General features: G+C 60.7%; 18 protein-coding genes, 1 tRNA gene and 1 pseudogene. 10 read left to right on the top strand and 10 right to left on the bottom strand.

What is annotated here, in order from left to right; all coding sequences use genetic code 11:
- Positions 1–496: hypothetical protein (locus CWO89_RS47085; RefSeq protein WP_207234560.1), on the top strand; the 496-nt coding region annotated here is incomplete at its 5' end.
- Here the strand turns inward: CWO89_RS47085 and CWO89_RS24330 are convergent.
- Positions 450–1418 (bottom strand): sulfite exporter TauE/SafE family protein, encoded by a 969-nt coding sequence (locus CWO89_RS24330; protein WP_245476496.1) that lies wholly within the window; start codon positions 1416–1418, stop codon positions 450–452. The two genes, CWO89_RS47085 and CWO89_RS24330, sit on opposite strands and share 47 nt — an antisense overlap.
- Before the next feature lie 168 nt (positions 1419–1586).
- Entirely contained in the window at positions 1587–2531 is a 945-nt protein-coding gene (locus tag CWO89_RS24325) for a transcriptional regulator GcvA (RefSeq protein ID WP_130581245.1), read from the bottom strand.
- A 121-nt stretch (positions 2532–2652) separates the two neighbouring features.
- Here CWO89_RS24325 and CWO89_RS24320 point away from each other — a divergent pair, with 121 nt between their 5' ends.
- The 4 genes from CWO89_RS24320 (at position 2653) to CWO89_RS24310 (ending at position 4134) form a co-directional block, all read left to right on the top strand.
- On the top strand, positions 2653–2901 hold the full coding sequence (locus tag CWO89_RS24320; protein WP_130581244.1) for a DUF1127 domain-containing protein: 249 nt from the start codon (positions 2653–2655) through the stop codon (positions 2899–2901).
- A gap of 36 nt (positions 2902–2937) precedes the next feature.
- Entirely contained in the window at positions 2938–3630 is a 693-nt protein-coding gene (locus CWO89_RS24315; protein ID WP_130581243.1) for a glutathione S-transferase family protein, read from the top strand.
- A gap of 42 nt (positions 3631–3672) precedes the next feature.
- Positions 3673–3801, top strand: a complete 129-nt coding sequence (locus CWO89_RS48890; RefSeq protein WP_283813549.1) for a hypothetical protein — start codon at positions 3673–3675, stop codon at positions 3799–3801.
- 75 nt (positions 3802–3876) lie between these two features.
- Positions 3877–4134 (top strand): hypothetical protein, encoded by a 258-nt coding sequence (locus tag CWO89_RS24310; protein WP_130225070.1) that lies wholly within the window; start codon positions 3877–3879, stop codon positions 4132–4134.
- Between the two features lie 82 nt (positions 4135–4216).
- Here the strand turns inward: CWO89_RS24310 and CWO89_RS24305 are convergent, their stop codons facing one another.
- The 4 genes from CWO89_RS24305 to CWO89_RS24290 form a co-directional block, all read right to left on the bottom strand.
- A complete protein-coding gene (locus CWO89_RS24305) occupies positions 4217–5449 on the bottom strand; it encodes an efflux RND transporter periplasmic adaptor subunit (protein ID WP_130581242.1) in 1233 nt (410 codons plus the stop codon).
- Between the two features lie 36 nt (positions 5450–5485).
- Positions 5486–8701, bottom strand: coding sequence for an efflux RND transporter permease subunit (locus CWO89_RS24300; RefSeq protein ID WP_130581241.1), 3216 nt, complete (start codon positions 8699–8701; stop codon positions 5486–5488).
- Between the two features lie 1049 nt (positions 8702–9750).
- Complete coding sequence (locus tag CWO89_RS24295; protein ID WP_165421315.1) at positions 9751–10605, bottom strand: alpha/beta fold hydrolase; 855 nt, start codon at positions 10603–10605, stop codon at positions 9751–9753.
- Between the two features lie 27 nt (positions 10606–10632).
- Positions 10633–10881, bottom strand: a complete 249-nt coding sequence (locus CWO89_RS24290) for a hypothetical protein (RefSeq protein WP_130581239.1) — start codon at positions 10879–10881, stop codon at positions 10633–10635.
- A gap of 292 nt (positions 10882–11173) precedes the next feature.
- Between CWO89_RS24290 and CWO89_RS24285 the strand changes: the two genes are divergently transcribed.
- Together CWO89_RS24285 and CWO89_RS49635 are read left to right on the top strand one after the other, a co-directional pair.
- Positions 11174–12244, top strand: coding sequence for a Cj0069 family protein (locus CWO89_RS24285; protein ID WP_130581238.1), 1071 nt, complete (start codon positions 11174–11176; stop codon positions 12242–12244).
- A gap of 72 nt (positions 12245–12316) precedes the next feature.
- Positions 12317–12457, top strand: coding sequence for a hypothetical protein (locus CWO89_RS49635; protein ID WP_165421314.1), 141 nt, complete (start codon positions 12317–12319; stop codon positions 12455–12457).
- Between the two features lie 312 nt (positions 12458–12769).
- Here CWO89_RS49635 and CWO89_RS46085 read toward each other — a convergent pair whose 3' ends face one another.
- Positions 12770–13711 carry a hypothetical protein gene (locus tag CWO89_RS46085; RefSeq protein WP_165421313.1) on the bottom strand — a complete coding sequence of 314 codons (942 nt, stop codon included), beginning with the start codon at positions 13709–13711 and terminating at the stop codon, positions 12770–12772.
- A gap of 278 nt (positions 13712–13989) precedes the next feature.
- Here CWO89_RS46085 and CWO89_RS24275 point away from each other — a divergent pair, with 278 nt between their 5' ends.
- Both CWO89_RS24275 and CWO89_RS24270 read left to right on the top strand, forming a co-directional pair.
- A complete protein-coding gene (locus CWO89_RS24275; protein ID WP_130581237.1) occupies positions 13990–14832 on the top strand; it encodes a hypothetical protein in 843 nt (280 codons plus the stop codon).
- Positions 14825–15781, top strand: a complete 957-nt coding sequence (locus CWO89_RS24270) for a hypothetical protein (RefSeq protein WP_130581236.1) — start codon at positions 14825–14827, stop codon at positions 15779–15781. Before CWO89_RS24275 ends, CWO89_RS24270 begins: the two co-directional genes overlap by 8 nt.
- A 220-nt stretch (positions 15782–16001) precedes the next feature.
- On the opposite strand, the gene CWO89_RS24265 is transcribed toward CWO89_RS24270, so the two are convergent.
- The 3 genes from CWO89_RS24265 to CWO89_RS24255 all read right to left on the bottom strand — a co-directional run bounded on the left by CWO89_RS24265 (position 16002) and on the right by CWO89_RS24255 (position 17509).
- Positions 16002–16078: transfer RNA gene (locus CWO89_RS24265), tRNA-His, on the bottom strand.
- A gap of 266 nt (positions 16079–16344) precedes the next feature.
- Positions 16345–16779 (bottom strand): phasin, encoded by a 435-nt coding sequence (locus CWO89_RS24260; protein WP_130581235.1) that lies wholly within the window; start codon positions 16777–16779, stop codon positions 16345–16347.
- A gap of 346 nt (positions 16780–17125) precedes the next feature.
- Positions 17126–17509 carry a phasin family protein gene (locus CWO89_RS24255; protein WP_130581234.1) on the bottom strand — a complete coding sequence of 128 codons (384 nt, stop codon included), beginning with the start codon at positions 17507–17509 and terminating at the stop codon, positions 17126–17128.
- 335 nt (positions 17510–17844) lie between these two features.
- Here CWO89_RS24255 and CWO89_RS24250 point away from each other — a divergent pair.
- Positions 17845–18201: pseudogene (locus tag CWO89_RS24250) on the top strand (PAS domain-containing sensor histidine kinase); the annotation flags it as partial.

The following is an 18201-nucleotide window of genomic DNA, read 5'->3' as shown; positions in this document are numbered from 1 at the left end:
GAGGGGCCAACGTTCGAAGCCGAAACACACGCCGCTCCCTCGTCCGCCAACAGCATCTCGCACGGTCGCGATCCTCCGCTGGTTGACCATTCTGCCGGAAGCGGACCTGCGAAGCGTATGGCAAAGCGTGTTCGCAAACACACACCACGATTTATTCCTTCGTAAGCTCAACAATGGTCCTCTCTCCATTGATGGTCTCGACAGTGAGTTCGACCTGGTCGCCATAACGAACAGAATCGAAGAGCAGACCGTCCTGTACCTTGAGGTCCGCAGTCGCACGCGGGCTCAGGCGCACGGTGATCCGGTCGTGGCGTTGGTCTACCTCCGCGACGACTCCTCGCAACGTCTCTTGCGGCCTTGCCCGCGTCGCCAGCGCGGGGGCAAGATCGTCGATCTGAGTGGTGAGGACCGGCTGGATCGCGTCACGAACCGAGGTAGTCGTCGGTACATCAAGAGGGCGCGACGCGACATGCGCCGGAGCAAGTATCGCGGCTGAGATCGCGAGAGCCCGGAGCGCGACACCGCTGGTGCCGAGGAGGCGCCCTATCCAGATGCGTGCCGAGTTTGCGCGAGAATCGGGATCGCGGGCGAAAAGTCGAATCCGAGATGAGAAGTTGATGGCAGACATGCGGCGTCCTTGGTGAAGTTCGGACGCGATTCTTGGGCATGTCGCCTCGTGGGGGGATCGCACACCCCCATAGATCGAATAAACCGATGGCCGTCGCTGCTGTCAATCGGCTGTCAGATAATGTTCCGAGTAGCAAGCACGGCAAACCCATCACGAAGAGTTTAACGGTCTCGCTGGTCACCGTTCCCTTTCCTCCAAGCCAGAGCGCTGACATGAGGAAGGTCGTAACGGCAACGGGCTGGAATATTGTGCGTTGAAGGTCCTTGGACCAGCCGCGCAGGCCGCACCAGATCGTCACCAGTATGCCTGCTAAGCCGGTCAGGCTTCCAAGCACGCCGTTGAGGAAGCCAACCGCAGTATCGATCGCGCTCGCTCCGGTGGAGATCGGCTTTAGGCCGGGTCGGAGAAGTCCGTAGAGACTGTACACAGCGAGGAACGCACCAACCGCGATGCGGACGGTTCGAGGATCTGACCGGGTCAAGAGAGACACGCCCGTCGGAACCCCGAGAGCGGCGCCGACGATGAACGGCAGCAATTTGCCCCCATCGAGCGCGCGGCGCAGTCTCCAGACTGAGTAGCCTTGCACCAGAAGACCGAAGCCGACGATCAATGTCGCGCTCTGCAGCGGCGCGAGGATGTAAAGCCATAGCGAAGCCGCCACAAGTCCAAAGGCAAAGCCCGATAGCCCAGCAACAAATGCACCCGCAAAGGTCGCAAGCAGAAATAGCGGCAGTTCAAAAGTGGACCCGTCCATGCGCTCGCTCCATAGTAAAGCGAGCAGCGCTTGCATGGGGCCACCATTTTACGGGGAGGCTGCGACGTCCCCGATCAGTAAACTAGTGCAGGAATCGAACGGCCGCAACGAGCGACGGTTTTACGCCGCCTTTCCTATTCGCAACGGCGATCAGGAAGGATTACTGACCGTTGCTTGATCTTCAATCGTCTGCGTGAGGACGGATCAGTCCCCGCTCTCCTTGAGCGGGTTCAAGGACCAGCCCAGCTTCTTGAGCTGCCGCAGATCCCTGGAAGCCTCTGCCAAAAGCCAGTCGCGGAACGTGACGATCTTCGGCTGGGCTGCCGTCGCCTTCGGACAAATGATCCAATAGGTCTTCGATAGTCGCAACGCCTCCGGAAACGGCCGCACCAGCCGCCCGTTGATCAGGTCCCACGCCGCCAATGTCGTCCTTGCAAGTGCGATACCCTGGCCGTTGATCGCCGCGTCGATTACCATGCTTGCCCGATTGAGCACCGGGCCGTGGATGATATTCGTGTCGTTGACGCCCGCCGCCTGCAGCCACCTGGACCAATCTGCCCGGGTATCCATATGGATCAGTGGATATTTGAGGATGTCGGCTGGCTTGCTGAGCCGTCGCCGACCCGAGAGAAGCTTCGGACTGCAAACGGCAAAGAGCTGCTCGCCGCTCAGCTTGGTCGTATCTAGCCCGGGCCAATTGCCCTCGCCATGGCGCACCGCAAGGTCGACTTCCTCTCGCGCGAAGTCGACGTGATGAAGCGTTGCGGAAACGCGAAGGTCGATCCCGGGGTGAGCTTCGGCGAAATGGCCGAGCCGGTGAACCAGCCACTTGGCGGCAAAGTCTGGCGAGGTGCTGACGGTGAGGACGCCGGCGTTTTGCCTTTGCAGAAGCCGCTCGGTGCCAACCGCAATACGGTCCAGCGCATCGCGTACGATGGTGAGATAGTTCTTGCCCGCCTCGGTGATGATCAGGCGCTGGCGCTCGCGATTGAACAGCTTGATCGCAAGCTCAGCCTCCAGCGCCTTGACCTGATGGCTCACGGCGCCCTGCGTGACGCAAAGCTCCTCGGCTGCGCGGGTAAAGCTTTCATGCCGCGCCGCGGCTTCGAAAGCCTTCAGCGCATTCAGGGGCGGCAAGCGTGGACGCATCGCACAAAGACTTCATGAGAAAAACTAGGGCCGGCCAGAGAAACGATGCTTTGCCGATCACGGCCCGCTGACCTTATGGGAAAGCTCCAACGCAGCATTTCATGAGATTTGGAGCTTGTCGATGTCAACCGTTGCCCGTAACGCCTCGCCGCTTCGGCTGATCCGGCCGGCCAGTCTGCTCCCACAACTTCATCAGGAAAATTCGGTGCAAAGGCTCGGCGCTCCGGGACGCGGGCTTCGGGCTTGGTCCGCGCGGCGCAGGCTGCGTCAGGCACTCCGCGATCTGGCCGACGACAAGCATCTGCTCGCCGACATCGGCCTCACGCGCGAAGAGGCGCTGGACGAGGCCGCTAAGCCATTCTGGCGATAACAAGCGCCCGTTACCAACAAGATAGAGGAGGAACAGATGGCAGAGCCAATCGTCTATGGCTTCCCGCGAAGCACCTACGTCAACATCGTGCGGTTGATTCTGACGCACAAGGACGTAGCGTATGGCTTTCATGACCTTGAACCGGTGATGGGCAAGCGTGAGCATTTGGCGCTGCACCCGTTCAACCGGGTCCCGATTCTTCGGCACGGCGACTTCACGGTCTACGAGACCAGCGCGATTGCCTCCTATGTCGACGAAGCCTTCGGAGGGCCAAAGCTGACGCCGCGCGACGTCCGCCTCCGGGCGCGCATGAACCAGTGGATCAGTGCGGTCAACTCCTACTACTACCCCTACATGATCTATCACGTGACCCACGAACGGCTGGTCTTTCCGGAACTCGGCATCGCATCCGACGAAAAGGTCGTGGCACACGCGATACCCAAGGTCGAGCTTGCGCTTGGCATGGTGGAGCATGAATTGGAACACGGCCAAGACTACCTGCTCGGCACGGAAATCACGATCGCGGACTTCTTCCTGCTTCCGAGCACATTCGCCTTCAGCCTAACGGACGAAGGCAAGGCGATGCACCCGAACTATCCGGCTTTTTGCCGATGGCGCGAGCGCATGGAAAACCTGCCGGCGACGCGAAAGCTTCGCGCGATCCAGCCGCCGCGCGAACCGATTCCCCATGCCCGCGAGTGGGCGAATTCGCACCGACCGAGATACTGACCCTGCAAATCCAAACTTGTCGGAAACCGCGGCGAGGCAAGGATGCGTCTGCACACCGCATTCGACCCCAAGACCCGGCGCGTCTTCATCGCGCATATCGCGCACAACACCGTCGAAGTGATCGATCACGCTGCGGGTAAACACGAAGCGACCCTGCGGGGATTCCAGTAGAAATTATATCCCTCCGCTGGAACCTTTGTCGGCTGCCTCTATTTGCTCGCTGTCCAATGCTAGGAGGTAGATACTATGACGAAGATTCTTTTTGCGACGGTCGCCATTCTCGCATTTGGGGCACCTTCATTTGCGCAGCAGGATAAAACCACCGGACAAGCGCCCCCATCAGGCACTTCCGCGTTCTACGTAGCTCAAGATCCCGCGACGATGAAATGTAAAGTTGTCACTGCCCAGCCCGCCCCTGGTGAAATGAAGGTTATCGGTACGGCTCATCCGACACAGGCGGAAGCGCAAACAGCTTTGGCAGCTGAGAGAACTTGCGCCAAGTAATGAAGCGAAGGCGCGAGTACGGGGATGGCGCATTGGTTCGACAAAACTACTGACCCGACGCCCCAGGCCATCCGCGTCGATGTTAGGTGTTCTCGCGAACCATCGCCGACCGAACCACCGTTCCAAGCGGCGGAATGCCCTTGGTGGTCGCCAAGACCGGTGTCTCCTCCGACAGGCCCGCCGTAATCTCAATGCGACCGTTGTCGATGAGACCAGTCCTGACGGCGAGGCGCGTGACCCGATCGGTAGCGATGGCGTAGACGAAGTTGCCGCCATCATCCGAACCTACGGCAGCGGTGGGTACGGTAAGCGCATCGGGCCGTCGGTTCATTTCCAGTGAGACCTCCGCATACGTGCCCGGATAAAGCCGTTCGTCGGGATTGGGCAGGTCGATCTCGGTCCGCATGTCGCGGGTTTCGGGATCGAGGCGCAGCGAGAAGCGGGTTACCTTGCCGATGAATGGCTTACCGTCGAAACCAGAGGGCTTTACAACCGCCGGATCGCCGACGTGAAGGTGAGACACGTCGTTCTCCGGAACGTCGCAAAACACCCTGATCGTGTCGATCCGCTGCAGTGTGAAAAGTGATCCTGCGGACGGCGTAGTCCGCGTTGCCGCGGCGGCCTGGACCAGATCGCCCCGGTTCACCTGGCGCCGCGCCACCACGCCATCGAAAGGCGCCACGACCTGCGTATAGGCAAGCAGCGTCTTGATCCTCTCCACGGTGGCGGCGGCGACGTCGACCTGGTGGGCCGCGAGATCGCTGTTCGCCTCCGCAACGCCGAGGTCCGCCTTGGCGATGGCAGCATTGGCGTGCACCTGATCGAGTGTCCGGTCGCTGATGAAGTTCCGTCCCTGACCCAGCTCCTCCCGGTCCTTCGCCAGGGCGTCCTGAAGCGCCAGCTCTGCCTTGTTGTGATCTAGCTGACGGCGCGCGCTCTCCAGCGCACTTCGTTTGGCTTCCAGCTCGGCCTTGGCTTCGGCAAGCTCCTGCTTCATTTCCGGAACGTCGATAACTGCGAGCACTTGACCCGCCTTCACATGATCGCCGATATCGACCCGAACCTCCGACAGGTATCCCGAGACTTTGGCGAAGAGATCCGCTTCCTCAAAAGCTTCGAGGGTCGCATTGGTTTGAAGACGTTGGGCCACCGTGACTCGGCGTGGCCGCACAACCTCGACCGGCGGAAGGTTGTCGACCTTCGTTTGCTTCACCGGTGATGGCGATGCCGCCAGGTGTTGCCGCTCAACAGCGACGCTTCCTGCAGCGACGCCGATTAACAATACCTTGATGACGGTTCGGCTCGTGAAATTCATAGTACGCTACCTTTAGCATCCACTCTGGCCATTCGCTTATTCCGCCGCCAGATCGCGGGATTCTGCTGCTTGATCGCCAGGATACCGCACTGGCCCGAGCCGCGGTTCCCGCTCGAAATAGCGGCAATGCGGGCCGTCGGGATCCAGCGACGCGGAAATCGGCGTATGTCGCGACTGGAGTATGGCTATGATCGCGGGCAATATGATGAGGGTAACGCAGGTTGCGCCGAGCAGACCGCCGATCACCGCCCGCCCAAGGGGTGCGCTTTGCTCTCCGGTTTCGCCTAGTCCGAGTGCCATCGGCAACATTCCCGCCAGCATCGCGAAACTCGTCATCAAGATCGGACGCAGGCGGCTTCGTGCGCCTTCGATGGCTGCCTCCCACGGCTCGCGGCCTTCAGCGCGGCTGCGCTCTGCGAAGGTTACAAGCAGGATGGCGTTTGCCACGGCGACACCGATCGCCATGATCGTGCCCATGAACGATTGAATGTTGAGCGTGGTCTGGGTCAACCAAAGCATGACTACAACTCCCGCCACTACGCCGGGAATCGTCAATCCCACTGCCAGGGAAAGCCGGAACGACTGGAAGTTGGCGGCCAGCACCAGAAGGATGACGCCCACCGCTGTCAAAAGTCCCAGACGGAGGCCGCCGAACATCTCCGCCATCGGCTGGATCGCCCCGCGCAACGTCACACTCACCCCATTTGGCGGCTTTCCTACATCGCTGATCGCCTGCTGCACATGGCTTGCTACACGTCCTAGATCCTCACCATAGATGTTCGCGCTAAGCGTCAGCATCCGTTGCATGTTGTAGCGGTCATATTCGCCGAGCGCTGTGCTATCCGTAACGTGAGCAAGATTGCGAAGGTCGATCTGTTGGCCCGACCGGCGAGCGATTGGCAGGTTCTTCACCTCTTCCAGCGAATTCATCCGGCGCTCGGGGATCTCGACTTGCACCTGATATCCAATACCGCTCTTTGGATCGGCCCAATAATTGGCCGAGGTGTAGCGACTGGATGAGGTACCCGCGACGATCGATTTCGCCACGTCGTCCGTCGTTACTCCCAGAACGCCCGCTCGCTCGCGGTCGACGGCGACCGCAACCGTCGGATAATCAAGTTCCTGCTCGAATTCCAGATCTCGCAGCGTCGGCACCTGTCCCAGCCTCGCTCGCAGCTTATCGGCATATTGGCGGCTGTTGGCGAAGCTCGGCCCGCTCACAGCGACTTCGATCGGCGTTGGCGCGCCGAAGCTCATCACCCGGCTGACGATGTCGCTTGGCTCGAACGAGAAGCGTACACCAGCGAGTTCCTGCGGCAACTTCTTGCGCAGCCGCTCCTTCAAATCCTCGATGCGGATTCCGGCGCCACGCTTTAGTTGCACCTGCAGCACAGCTTCTTCGGACCCGGAACTCCAGAGATAGACGGTATTGATCGGGTAGTTGGGCGGCTGCGTTCCGACAAAGCCAAGACTAATGTCCACATTGTCAGGCCCCACCTCGCGCTTGATGATATCGAGTGTTCGCAGCGCAATCTGCTCGGTACGCTCGATCCGAGTTCCCGCCGGAGCCCTAAGATGCAATTGCATCTGGCCGGTATCCACGGTCGGAAATATCTCTGTGCCGAGCGAGCTGCCGCCCACGAGAATGATGGCACCGGTCGCAACCAGGTAAGAAAGCACGGTAATGCGTCGGTGCTTCATGATCGTGCGCGTAAGCCGATCGTATCTGGCGCGGAATCGATCAAAAACGCTCTCTTGTGATTTGTGTTGCGTGTCCGGATTGCGCAGCATCCAGACCGACAGCACCGGCACAAACGTGCTCGAAAGCAGATACGACCCCACCATCGCGAAGCCCACCGCCAAGGCGAGCGGCACAAAAAGATTGTGCGCTGCGCCGGTCATGAAGAAGGCTGGAATGAACACCGCCAGAATGCAGAGCATGGCCACGAAGCGGGGCAGCGTGGTTTCGGCCGTGGCCAAGCTTGCGGCGCGGGCGAGGCTATGGCCATCACCGAGACGCGTGTGAATGTTCTCGATGGTGACGGTCGCATCGTCGACCAGGATGCCGACAGCCAATGCCAACCCACCCAGCGTCATGATGTTGATCGTCTGACGCGATACCCAAAGCGCGATTACCGACGCCAGGATCGCCAGCGGAATATTCAGGACGACAACGAGCGAACTGCGCCAGTCCCGAAGGAAAAGCAGCACCATGAGACCCGTTAGGACCGCACCGAGCGCTCCTTCAACGAACAGGCCCTGGATCGCGCGAGTCACGTATGGGGATTGATCGAACTGGTAACTTACCTGAACGTCGCTTGGCAGTACGGATTGGAATCGTGGCAAGTTGGCTTTGACGGCCTGGACGACCGCGAGGGTCGAAGCGTCTGCTCGTTTGGTGACAGGGATATAGACGGTGCGGCGCCCATTGACGAGTGCGTAGCCGGTCTGAATGTCGGCACCGTCTTCGACCGTTCCGACATCACGTATGAACACGGTCTGTGTTCCGTGCGAGCGGATGGGAATGTTACTCAGCCCCTTGAAATCTCCGACAACAGAGTTGAGGGGCACCATCGGCATGAGATCGCCGATGCGGACATTGCCAGATGGACTGATCGTGTTGCCGGCGGCCAATGCCTGCACCACCTCGTCCGGCGACATGTTATAGGATCGCAGCTTGTCGGGATCCAAATGAACCAGGATGGTCCGCTGGCTCGATCCGAACGGCGGCGGTGCCGAAACGCCTGGCAAGGTCGCAAACAATGGGCGTACCTTGAAGAGCGCCGCGTCCTGTAGTTCGGCGACGGTTTTCGTCTCGCTGGTGAAGACGAGATCGCCGACCGGAACGCTGCCACTGTCGAACCGCATCACGAATGGCGGCACAGTGCCCGCAGGCATGAACGCGCGAGCGCGATCGACGTAGGCGACCGTCTCCGCCGTAGCTTGCGCCATGTCGGTCCCAGGATGGAATTGAAGCTTGATCAGCCCTACGCCCTGGATCGATTTGCTTTCGACATGTTCGATGCCGGTAATGTAGAGGAAGTGGTACTCATAATAGTTGACGATGAATCCTTCCATCTGGGCCGGGTCCATGCCCCCGTAGGGTTGGGCGACGTACAGAACGGGCACCCCGAGATCCGGGAAGATGTCGCGCGGCATGCGATCGAGCGCCAGAAAGCCCACCCATGCGACGGCTATAACCATCACCAGAAGCGAGATCGGCCGTCGTAATGCGAACGACACCAGGTTCATTGTGCCGCCTCAGTCCGCGCGACATCGCCTGTGCGGTCGGGCGCTCCTTGACGGCGCCAACCAAAACCAGCGCTAGGATTGGTAGAAAAAAGGCACATAGCTCGGTCCAAGCCCTCAGCCCCGACGTCCAGCCATGACATCGAGCGAATGAGCAGAACTTGGACGGCGGGCCGTCTTGGGATGCCGGGGGTCTGCGGACCCCGACGCTCCATGAAGTAATTCAGCGAACGCGGTCGAAGAAGGGCGGAGGACTCGTGTGCACCGATTTGTGATTCTCTGCGAGAAGCGCACTATCGCGTTACTCGCCGCCGGAAAGTCGCTGATTCAGAAGCCTCTCGATCGTATTACTTACGCGGCTTCCAGAACGCGTCCCGCAGTTGCATCACTGATGCGAAAAGGCGGTTCCATTCCAATGAAGTCTGGAGCTGCAAGTATCTCCGCAATGGATGGTGACACTCGCTCGCCCAGCCACGTCGTCCAAATCGATATCATGTACCTGGCCGCGCCAGACTTCCCGGGCCCGTTGCCATTGGTTGGACACGAAGACACGATGCATGCAGCCCGCCGAATTGCAGAGAGCCGCCGACCGCGCACAATGAAATTGGTCGAAGTGGAGCGAAATGAACTCCTCTCCATTCCGCCCCTTGAGATACCGTAGAAATCCTGTCCGAACGCGTGGCTCGTCCTCACCACAAGCTCTCTGCCCCGCACGGATGACCGAGCTGACTTGCGGAGGAAGTTGCTGCAGCCTATCGGCCGAAAGCAATGACCAGTCGTTCCGACCGCCGATTGCGCTAAGCGCCGATGCTGACGAAGTGATGGCCAGCACAAATAGCGTTATAACCGCCATGATGTTTCTCATATCGCGGCTCCCGTCTTGACCTGCCCAGACGCGACGGCGAGATGAAGTTACACCTACTGTCGGGCTTGCGCAGCGAGCCAGGGCGGCCGCAATGGAAATATTTCCGTTAGGCGCCAGTGCGGGATGCAGTTTTCCCAAGGGCGGTCCTTCCTCCGGAAGTCTGCCGGCTGTCGCTTTCACGCGCGACCTACGCTCGTGGCGTGTCGAGAAGGAACGGTAGGATCGTATCCGCGACCGCGTCAGGAAACTCCTCGTGGATAGCAAGCTTCCCCGTTGGCAGGTGCTTGATGTTCACATTGGGCAGACCTGCAAGTTGCTCCATCTCGGTGCGCGACTTGGGCGGCGTCTGGTCACCAATTATGGCGAGCATTGGCACGTTGGCGCGCCGGACAAGATCCAGGAATGCCTCACGGCTGTCGACCCGATCGAGCGCCCCGGTGACAAAACGGACCGATCCGTGCCGCGCGCCCGAAGCGCGGGTGATAGCCAGCTTTGCCGCGAGCCGCTCATGCGTCAGCCATTTTGGATCGGTGTAGACATGTTCGCGCGCCATCTTCGACACCACAAATCGGCTGACATTGAGCCGGTAAAGCAATGGACCAATCCCGGGGACATCGACCGCCGTCCGCACCCGGGCGAACCACGGCCGCGGACCGCCCATCATGGTCGGCAATGGCCCTCGCCAGGTCGGTGCGATCAAGACCAGACGGTCGATCGTGCCCGGCTGGTGGACTGCCTGATAAAGGGCGTAGGCCGCGGCATGTCCGGCCGCAATCACCGCAGGTGGCTGGGAAACGCCTTGGCTCAGGAACCAGTTGAGGAATGCCGAGAGAGTCGCCGGCGACCAGTCGACGCGCGGTCGCGCCTGATTGCCAAAGCCGGGCCAGTCGACCGCCGCAACGCAAAATTGCGATGATAGCCGGTCAAGGAGCGAACGCATTTCTTCGCGCGTCGAGATCGAACTCAGTGCAGGCAAAAGTACAACCGGGGCTCCCGCGCCGGCTTCCTCCATGCCAAGCGTGATCGCTCCGTTCGGTGACATCCACCGTATCATGCGCTCCATGCTGGCTTATCCATTCACTCCCATCATCAGCGGCCACCCTCCGAGCCCGATAACCGTAATGGCTGCAAAGGTTACCAGTCCCACGGCCAGACGGTTGCGGATCATCTCAGTGCGCAAAATAAGCGGCAGAAGCCATGTTCGCGCGAACACCGCCGTCAGCGGGAAGAGCGCGACCGTGAAGGTCATGCCGGCAGCAAAGAGAGTCGACAGCAGCAAGCACCACTGAATTGTACCATGCGCCAAGGCGTAGGTCATGATGAAGGTCGTGAGGGGACAAGGAATAAGGCCAGTTGCGATCGCAAGAAGCGGTGCCGGGCGACCGTGATGGTGGTGAGGACGAAAAGCCCGCGACAAGAGCCAAAATCCGATCAGGACGATCAGGACCGGAGGGGATCATCGCAAGACCCCAATCCCTACAAGGCGGCAATCGACAACTTGCAACGAGTGTCTAAAGTCGCGTAGGCTTCTCGGTGGGGAAAGGCAGACTCCCCGTCAGACTTTTCGGTCCAAGCTCTGCGCAACACGCGATCCGTCGTGGGGCTTGCGCATGGACACCGAACGAAACGCCTCTCAACATCACACTGTCGCCATCCTCTCGCGCGGAGATGCTGCCGCACGTCGAGACGCGACCCCAAAGAACAGCCGCTTTGTCCGCGTCTTCGAGGCCCTCGCCTCAGTTGGGATCGAGGCGCATCCTGTCATCTACGACGAAATCTTCGCTGATGCGGTTCGCGACCAATTGCTTACGGTCGATGGTGTCCTTGTCTGGGTCAATCCCATTCATGAAGGGAAGACGCGCGCGGCGCTCGATGAGTTGCTGCGCGAGGTTGCGGCGAGGGGCCCCTGGGTGAGCGCACATCCCGATGTCATCCTGAAGATGGGGGTCAAGGAGGTGCTTTACCGAACACGCCATTTGGGCTGGGGCGCGGACACGCATCGATACGACAGCGCGGCTGCTTTCCGCGCTGAATTCTCGTCGCGCCTGCGGGCTAACGGTCCACGTGTGCTCAAACAAAACCGGGGCAATGCAGGCCAAGGCGTTTGGAAGGTCGAGTCCCTGCCAGATACCGACTCCGCAGTGCGGGTGCTGCATGCGCAGCGCGGCAGCCTGCCCGAGGACATGCCGCTGGAGGCCTTCATCGTTCGCTGCGAGCCGTATTTCGGGTGGGGAGGCTGCATCATCGATCAACCGTTCCAGCCGCGCCTGCCGGAAGGGATGATCCGCTGTTATATGAGCGGCTCTAAAGTGGCCGGGTTTGGGCATCAATTGATCAAGGCCTTGATACCGCCGCCGCCGGAGGGGCCCGACTCGCCTGAGGCGCAGCCCGGGCCACGGATCATGCACGGGCCCGACGCCCCGTCGTTCGAGGCGTTGCGACGATTGATGGAAGACGAATGGACACCACAAATGCTGGAAACGCTCGGCATCGATGGACCCTCGCTCCCGGTCATCTGGGACGCGGATTTCCTCTATGGCCCGCGCGACAAGTCTGGCCGCGACACCTACGTCCTCTGCGAAATCAACGTGAGTTCATGCTTTGCCATTCCCGACGAGGCGCCGGCAGCGATCGCGCTGACGGTTAAAGACCGTCTTATGCGAGCTTATGGAACAAGATGAAAGCACGACGCGGCGCAGCGCCAGAGCGAGTCGGCCGGGAACGAGTCCGCTCACGATCTGCACGCGCCCGATGTGCCGCGCGTTCGCCATGACCTCAATGAGCGCCTGATCGAGCGGCAGCGTGCCCTGGTGCCTCGCAAGCTCGGCGGCCACGACCGCGTGCAATGGGCGACACGCTTCAACTCCGTGCGGGCGGCCTGGTGGGCCATCTGAATTGCCGCTCCTCACTAAGCTTGATCTCGTGGTCGTGCATCGACCTGATCGAGCACCGACCGAGGACGAAGCAGACCTCTCCCGGCTGGTCCACAGGTGGAGATGGTTTGTCGCATTGGCTGTGGGACGCTTCAGTAGCTGCCGCTGGAAAACGTGCACGAAAATTCGCTCCAGGGCGGATTTTGGTACACGTCTTCAATCGGCTGGGCTTGGCAAAGGGGGTGGCAGTTGGTTTGATATTTCTGCGATTTGATAAGTAAAGCTTAGCGAAAAGCTATATTCTCAAACTCCTATGGTTTGAAAATATGCCAATCATGACCGAGCGTTCCAGCGGTAAATTAAATCACCTCGAACGGACCCTTCCTGAGGGCCTCCTTGTCGATTCTGCATGGATGACGAAGCACGGACAATCGCGGCTTTGACTTTGGGGAGCGCGCCGTAACTGTCACCGAAGTCGGCCAAGGGCCCGAGCTCTTTATAGCGACCGTAGTACCCGCTGCGCGTGCCGGCTGCATCCTTCAGGAGCTTCACGAGGTCGCCGGCGCCGTCGGGCCAGCTCATAACCACGCGAGCGGCTGACATGAGGTTTTGATGCCATTCGGGGCCAGCGAAACACGCGGACCCCCTCAATTTGGACCGATCGGGGAAGCGCCTGCATAGGTTGTTGCCCAGCATGGCGATCATGTCGAAGACTTCCCATCCATGCCATGACGCGAAAGAGGGGGGCAGCGCGCGCATCGCGTCGGGGTGACCGGCCAGCAAGCCCGTTACCGAGCGATAGAGAGCCAGTTCGTCACCAACGAGACGCGGCAATTCCAAATCCCGCAGATCCGTCGTGGGACAACAGTCGTCGTCGAGGCAGTATTCGCAGAAAGGGACGCCCTGCGCGTAATTCCAGCCGAGCGGCTTCCCGCATCCCGGGTTCGGGCAGTCGGACGTCAACAATTCGCCGCTCTCGGGGCAATACCGCAGCGGTCGCAGTGTCGAGGTAGCCCTATGGTGCGGCGAAACGCGAAGGGACGCGGGAGACACGCGCCGAAGAGCCGGTTCGCGCATGAAGCGTCGAACCGGTGAACCGAAATGAGAGATGAAAGTGTTTGGCAACGAGCCCTGAACCTCGATCGGCAACTGCATTCGCGAGCGTAGCTCTGCTTCCTTGCAGCCGAAGAATTGCGCGAGGCTTTCAAGATCGACAGTTTCGCTGACCGGAAGAAAGCGCGCCCGGTGCGTCTCGAAGCCAGCGAGCTGCAGCACACGGACGACCGACGGATGAACGCGCGATCGCCGGACACTATGCGGCCGTCCGCGGGTCAGCGCCCGAACGGAGCTATCAGGCGCCGCCAGAGCGTGCACATGAGATGATCTCCTACCGCGAGGCGCTCACGAAGTACGACGTGACCGCGACCTTCTTGACTTCGGTCGCGAAGAACAAGGACATCGAGGTCATCCAGACCGGGGACGAGAAATTCGCCCCGACCTATTACAACGAGCGACAGCTCGTCGAATTGCTGGAATCCCGTCGGCAGCTTCTGTTGATCGATCGTCTGCTAGTGATCACGGGTCTGCCCATGTTCGCGATCGAGGGCTTGGTTGAGTCGGGGCACATCCGGCTCGCAGCAGGCGCTCTCGCGAGATTTCGCGATCCGTCCGTGCATAGGTCGGAAATCGAAAGGTTCCGGAGCAGAATCGAAGCCAATGCGAGCGCGGCCAGCTTCCCCGATGGAAAGCCTTTGACGAGAACGGTGTTGAATGCGGGCGGCGCCGGCGGTGGCCTGCTGGTGAGGCTGGTTCAACTTTGTCTCGATGGTCGAATTGAGTATTCGCTGTCGGCAAGCCGGGGCGGCATTATTTCGCACGTGGTCCTGTCCGCTAACGCCGTCGAGCTTGTCGAGACAATGGTCGACGAGGTTGCGCCGGCCCCTACCCCGACGAAGATGACGCGTAGAGACGTCAAGATGTATCTCGACATGCCGACCGAAGACGTCGTCGCGTTCGTCAAGGCAGGGGTGCTGCAGGCGGAGTACAACATAGACGGGGAGAGCGTCCGGCGATTCAACGAAAGCTATATCACCACCGCCACGATCGCGAGGCGGCTGAAGATCGGCGTCCTGGGCGTCAAGCGCATCATGGATGGCTACGGCGTGCTGCCCGCCCATTCGGTCAATCCCCTGAGCGATGCGACAGGTGTCGCTTGGAGGAAGGCGGACGTCATGCCGATCATCAAACAGAGCGTTCTCGCCCGTCGACATCGTGAAGGTGTTGGATCGACAGCGCAGCAGCTACTCGATGGGCTCACGGCTGGCGGCCACGATATCCCGTCGGATCGCCGATCGTCAGAGGCGTCAAAACCGAGAGGAGCCGCTTTGAATGGCTGACAGCAGCACTGCACCGACGGCACCGACCGATGAATCTCGCCGGCCGAAAACGGCAGCCGAACGACAACGGGCCTTCCGCCAGCGCCAGCGGGAGAAACGCGAGATCGCGATGGCTTCTGTCGGCACGGCTTCGCATGGCCAGATCGGCAGTCAAAACGCCACGGCCGCCCTCGAACCACCAGTCACGACGAACGTCACGGTCACGCCAGCAACGGTCGGGGCGTTACCCGTAACGCTCGTCACGAATGGCGTAACGTCACGCGTTACGGACGAAGTAACGGCGTCACGCCCTCACGTCACGGAGCGGCGTCCGATTGCTTCACACTGCCTGACGGCGGCGGCACTGGCCCTCGCCGGCGTTGGCCTCATCATGAATGGGTGGTTCGCCCGAACGCTCGGATCGACCGATCTGGCAGGCTGGACGTTCCTTGCGAGCGGCATTGCAAATGACGTCGTTGCCCTGACGGTGCCTGCGGCAGCCGCAAGGCTTTGGCTTGCACGGCAACGAGTGACTGCGGCAGTGGCGTGGCTGGTCTGGTCCGCGTCCTTTGTTTTCGCTCTCATCTCGGGTCTGGGATTCGCCTCCGTCAACATAGCCGATACGACCCTGTCTCGCGCGTCACGCATCACACCCGCCGTGACGATTGCTCAGGACGCGTTACGTGACGCCATGACGTCGCGTGACAGGGAATGCGCGGGCGGCGTCGGCCGCTTTTGTCGCGAGCGCGAGCAAACCGTGATCGAGCGTCAGCGTGCGCTGGATGCTGCTGTCGGTTCGGTCGAACGGGCCGTCGATCCGCAAACCGAGGCCGCGAGTAAGATCGTCGCTTGGCTCAGTGCGGGAAATGCTAATCCCACAGCGACGGACTTCGCGATGCTGCGATTGTTGCTGCTGTCGTTGCTTCCGCAGGTCGGCGGCCTCCTGTTGATGATTGGCCGAGCACGCTGAGGGGTGCGCGCTCGGAAGATCCCGTTCGCGCCCACAGGTCCACTTCCATTTTGACCGCAATATGCACGCCTCAGCGAAGCATTCGCGTGGCTCGCCGGCGAAAACGCTATTCGACTCGTTGCTATTGCGGAATCCGACTCACCCCGGATTCAAAAAGCCCGGTTTTATTGAGTCTAGACGACTCGCTCTTACCTGGGGCGGATAAATTGTTTGATTTGGCTGGTACAGTTGGGTGGGCTCGAACCACCGACCTCCTGTTCCACAGACAGGCGCTCTAACCAACTGAGCTACAACTGCATCCTCGGACGAGGCCGCGCAAAGGGGCCTCGCGAATGGGCCGGAAACTAGGTGCAACGCCCCGGTTTGGCAAGGCCGAACGCGGGACTTTCCAACTTCCGAATCCCCCGTAGCCCGGATGAAGCGCAGCGCAATCCGGGTCTCTCCGAGCCAAACGCCGGTCCCGGATTACGCTTTCGCTCCATCCGGGCTACAGACCATTGCGGCCTCTTCAAAACAAAAGGCCCGGGCTCGGTTGCCCGGGCCTTTCTGTGATTTTGCCAGGGTCAGGCGGCCGGCTTGTAGTATTTCGAGGCGCTGGCCTTGATCGGCTCGGCGGTCTCGCTGGCGACCTTCTGGCTGAGCTCGGTCAGCTCCTTGGCCTGGGCGCCGAAGGTCTCGAAGGTCTTGCGGGTCTGCGCGGTCCACAGTTCCAGCGCCTCGGAGGGCGTCTTGGCGCCGAGCAGTTCCTGGGCGAAATCGAGCGCCGAGGTGGTGTTGGCCTTCACGAACTCCATCAGCTTGGCGGTATATTCGCTCGCGCCCTTGCTGGCGGTGGTGAACACCGCCTCGATGGTGCCGTTATGGGCCTCGGCGGCGTCCTTGAACTTGGCGTAGTTGTCGCGCGCCTGCGAAACGCCCTTTTCGGCGAACGCGCGCATCTGCTCGGGAACTTCGAACGGAATGATAGAAGCGGAAAACGGGTCAGTCGAACTGGTCATCGCATGCATCCTTCACAACGGGGTAAAGTCCGGTGACCCCATTGCGAACGCCGCGGCCCGCAAGGACCGAGAACGGTCGAATTGGATCACGCTGCCTAGTTCCTAGTTCACGGAATGCCCTGTCCCTGGGCAGGACAAGTAAAGCTCTTTATCATGTCAATTTTGTGCAACGCAACGTTAAATCAATACGATGCCGCATTTGTCAGCCCAGGGTTTCCGACCGGGCGGTATTGCCGCGCTGAGAGCGTTTTCGAGCGAAGTGGACACCGGCTCGCGTGAAGAAAACGCGTCAAAACAAGGTTCTAGGGCTTCGGCTCTGATTCAATCAGAACCGAAGCCCTAGATCTCATGATTTCGGCTTGATCGCGTCCATCGCGGCGCGGCCGACGATCTGGCCCATTTCGCTCGCCTGCTGCGCCAGCGTGCGCATCTGGGCCTGCACATATTCGCTGTGCAGCCGCATCACTTCGCTGACGTCCTTGGCCTTCACGAGGGATTCCGCATAGTCCAGCGACGCCTTGACGTTGTTTTCGGCGTAAGTGAGCGCCTTGCTTGAAATGTCCTTGGCGCCGGCGCGAACCGTGGCGCTGCGCTCCTCCAGCGAGCCCGCAGTCTCCTGTGCGCTGGCCAGAAACTTCTCGAAGGTCTTGCGAGCCTGCTCGAAGCTCGCCTCCGCCATCGATCGTACGTCCTTCGGAATCTCGAAACGGTCCCGCGCATCGTTGCTCATGGTCCACTCCTTGTTCTCTGCCAGGCCTTTTTGGCCCTTTCCTCCCGTTCGGTCGCATCAGCCTACCGTCAAAAGACCTCGCCCGAATGACGTAAGCTTTTTTTGCCATCGTGAACTTTTGACGCAGGTTTGCAAGGTACAACGCCAAACCGGGCTTGATCGTTGGGGCGAGTTAACGTTATCGCGGCTTTGGATCGTGGGTAGTTTGGCGAGGCCGTGGACCTGCCGCGTCGCACTTGCGATACTAACGGTCTGTTAAGGCTGTCATCGTTTGGCCGCCGATTTCTTTCAGCCATCGGCGAGCGAGAAGCGAAACCGTGCGGTCAAGTTGCGCGATGAATAGTGCGGAATTCCAGTTGCAGGGCCTCGGCGATCCGCGGCTGGCTGTGCATGCAACGAGCCCCCTGCCCACATGGCTGTGGTCGATCGACGGCAAGCGCGTGGTGTGGGCCAATCCGGTCGGCGCGCAATCGTTCGGCGCCGGGAACGGCGCGGCGCTTTTGGGGAAGGTGTTCGGGCCGGCCGACCAGCATCGGCGGCAGATCGCGCAGCTCGCCGGCCGCCTGCCGCAAAATGGCGCGGTAAGGCTGGAGCGGCTGCGCGGCTTTGGCGCACCGCCCGGCATGCTCGCCACCTGCGCCTGCTCGCGGCTCGAATTCGCCGATGGCCGGCATGCCGTCTTGATCGCCGCC

Source organism: Bradyrhizobium sp. Leo170 (assembly GCF_004296405.1).
GTDB lineage: Bacteria > Pseudomonadota > Alphaproteobacteria > Rhizobiales > Xanthobacteraceae > Bradyrhizobium.
Note: the sequence above shows the minus strand (reverse complement) of the source record. Positions and strands in the feature narration are given on the sequence as shown.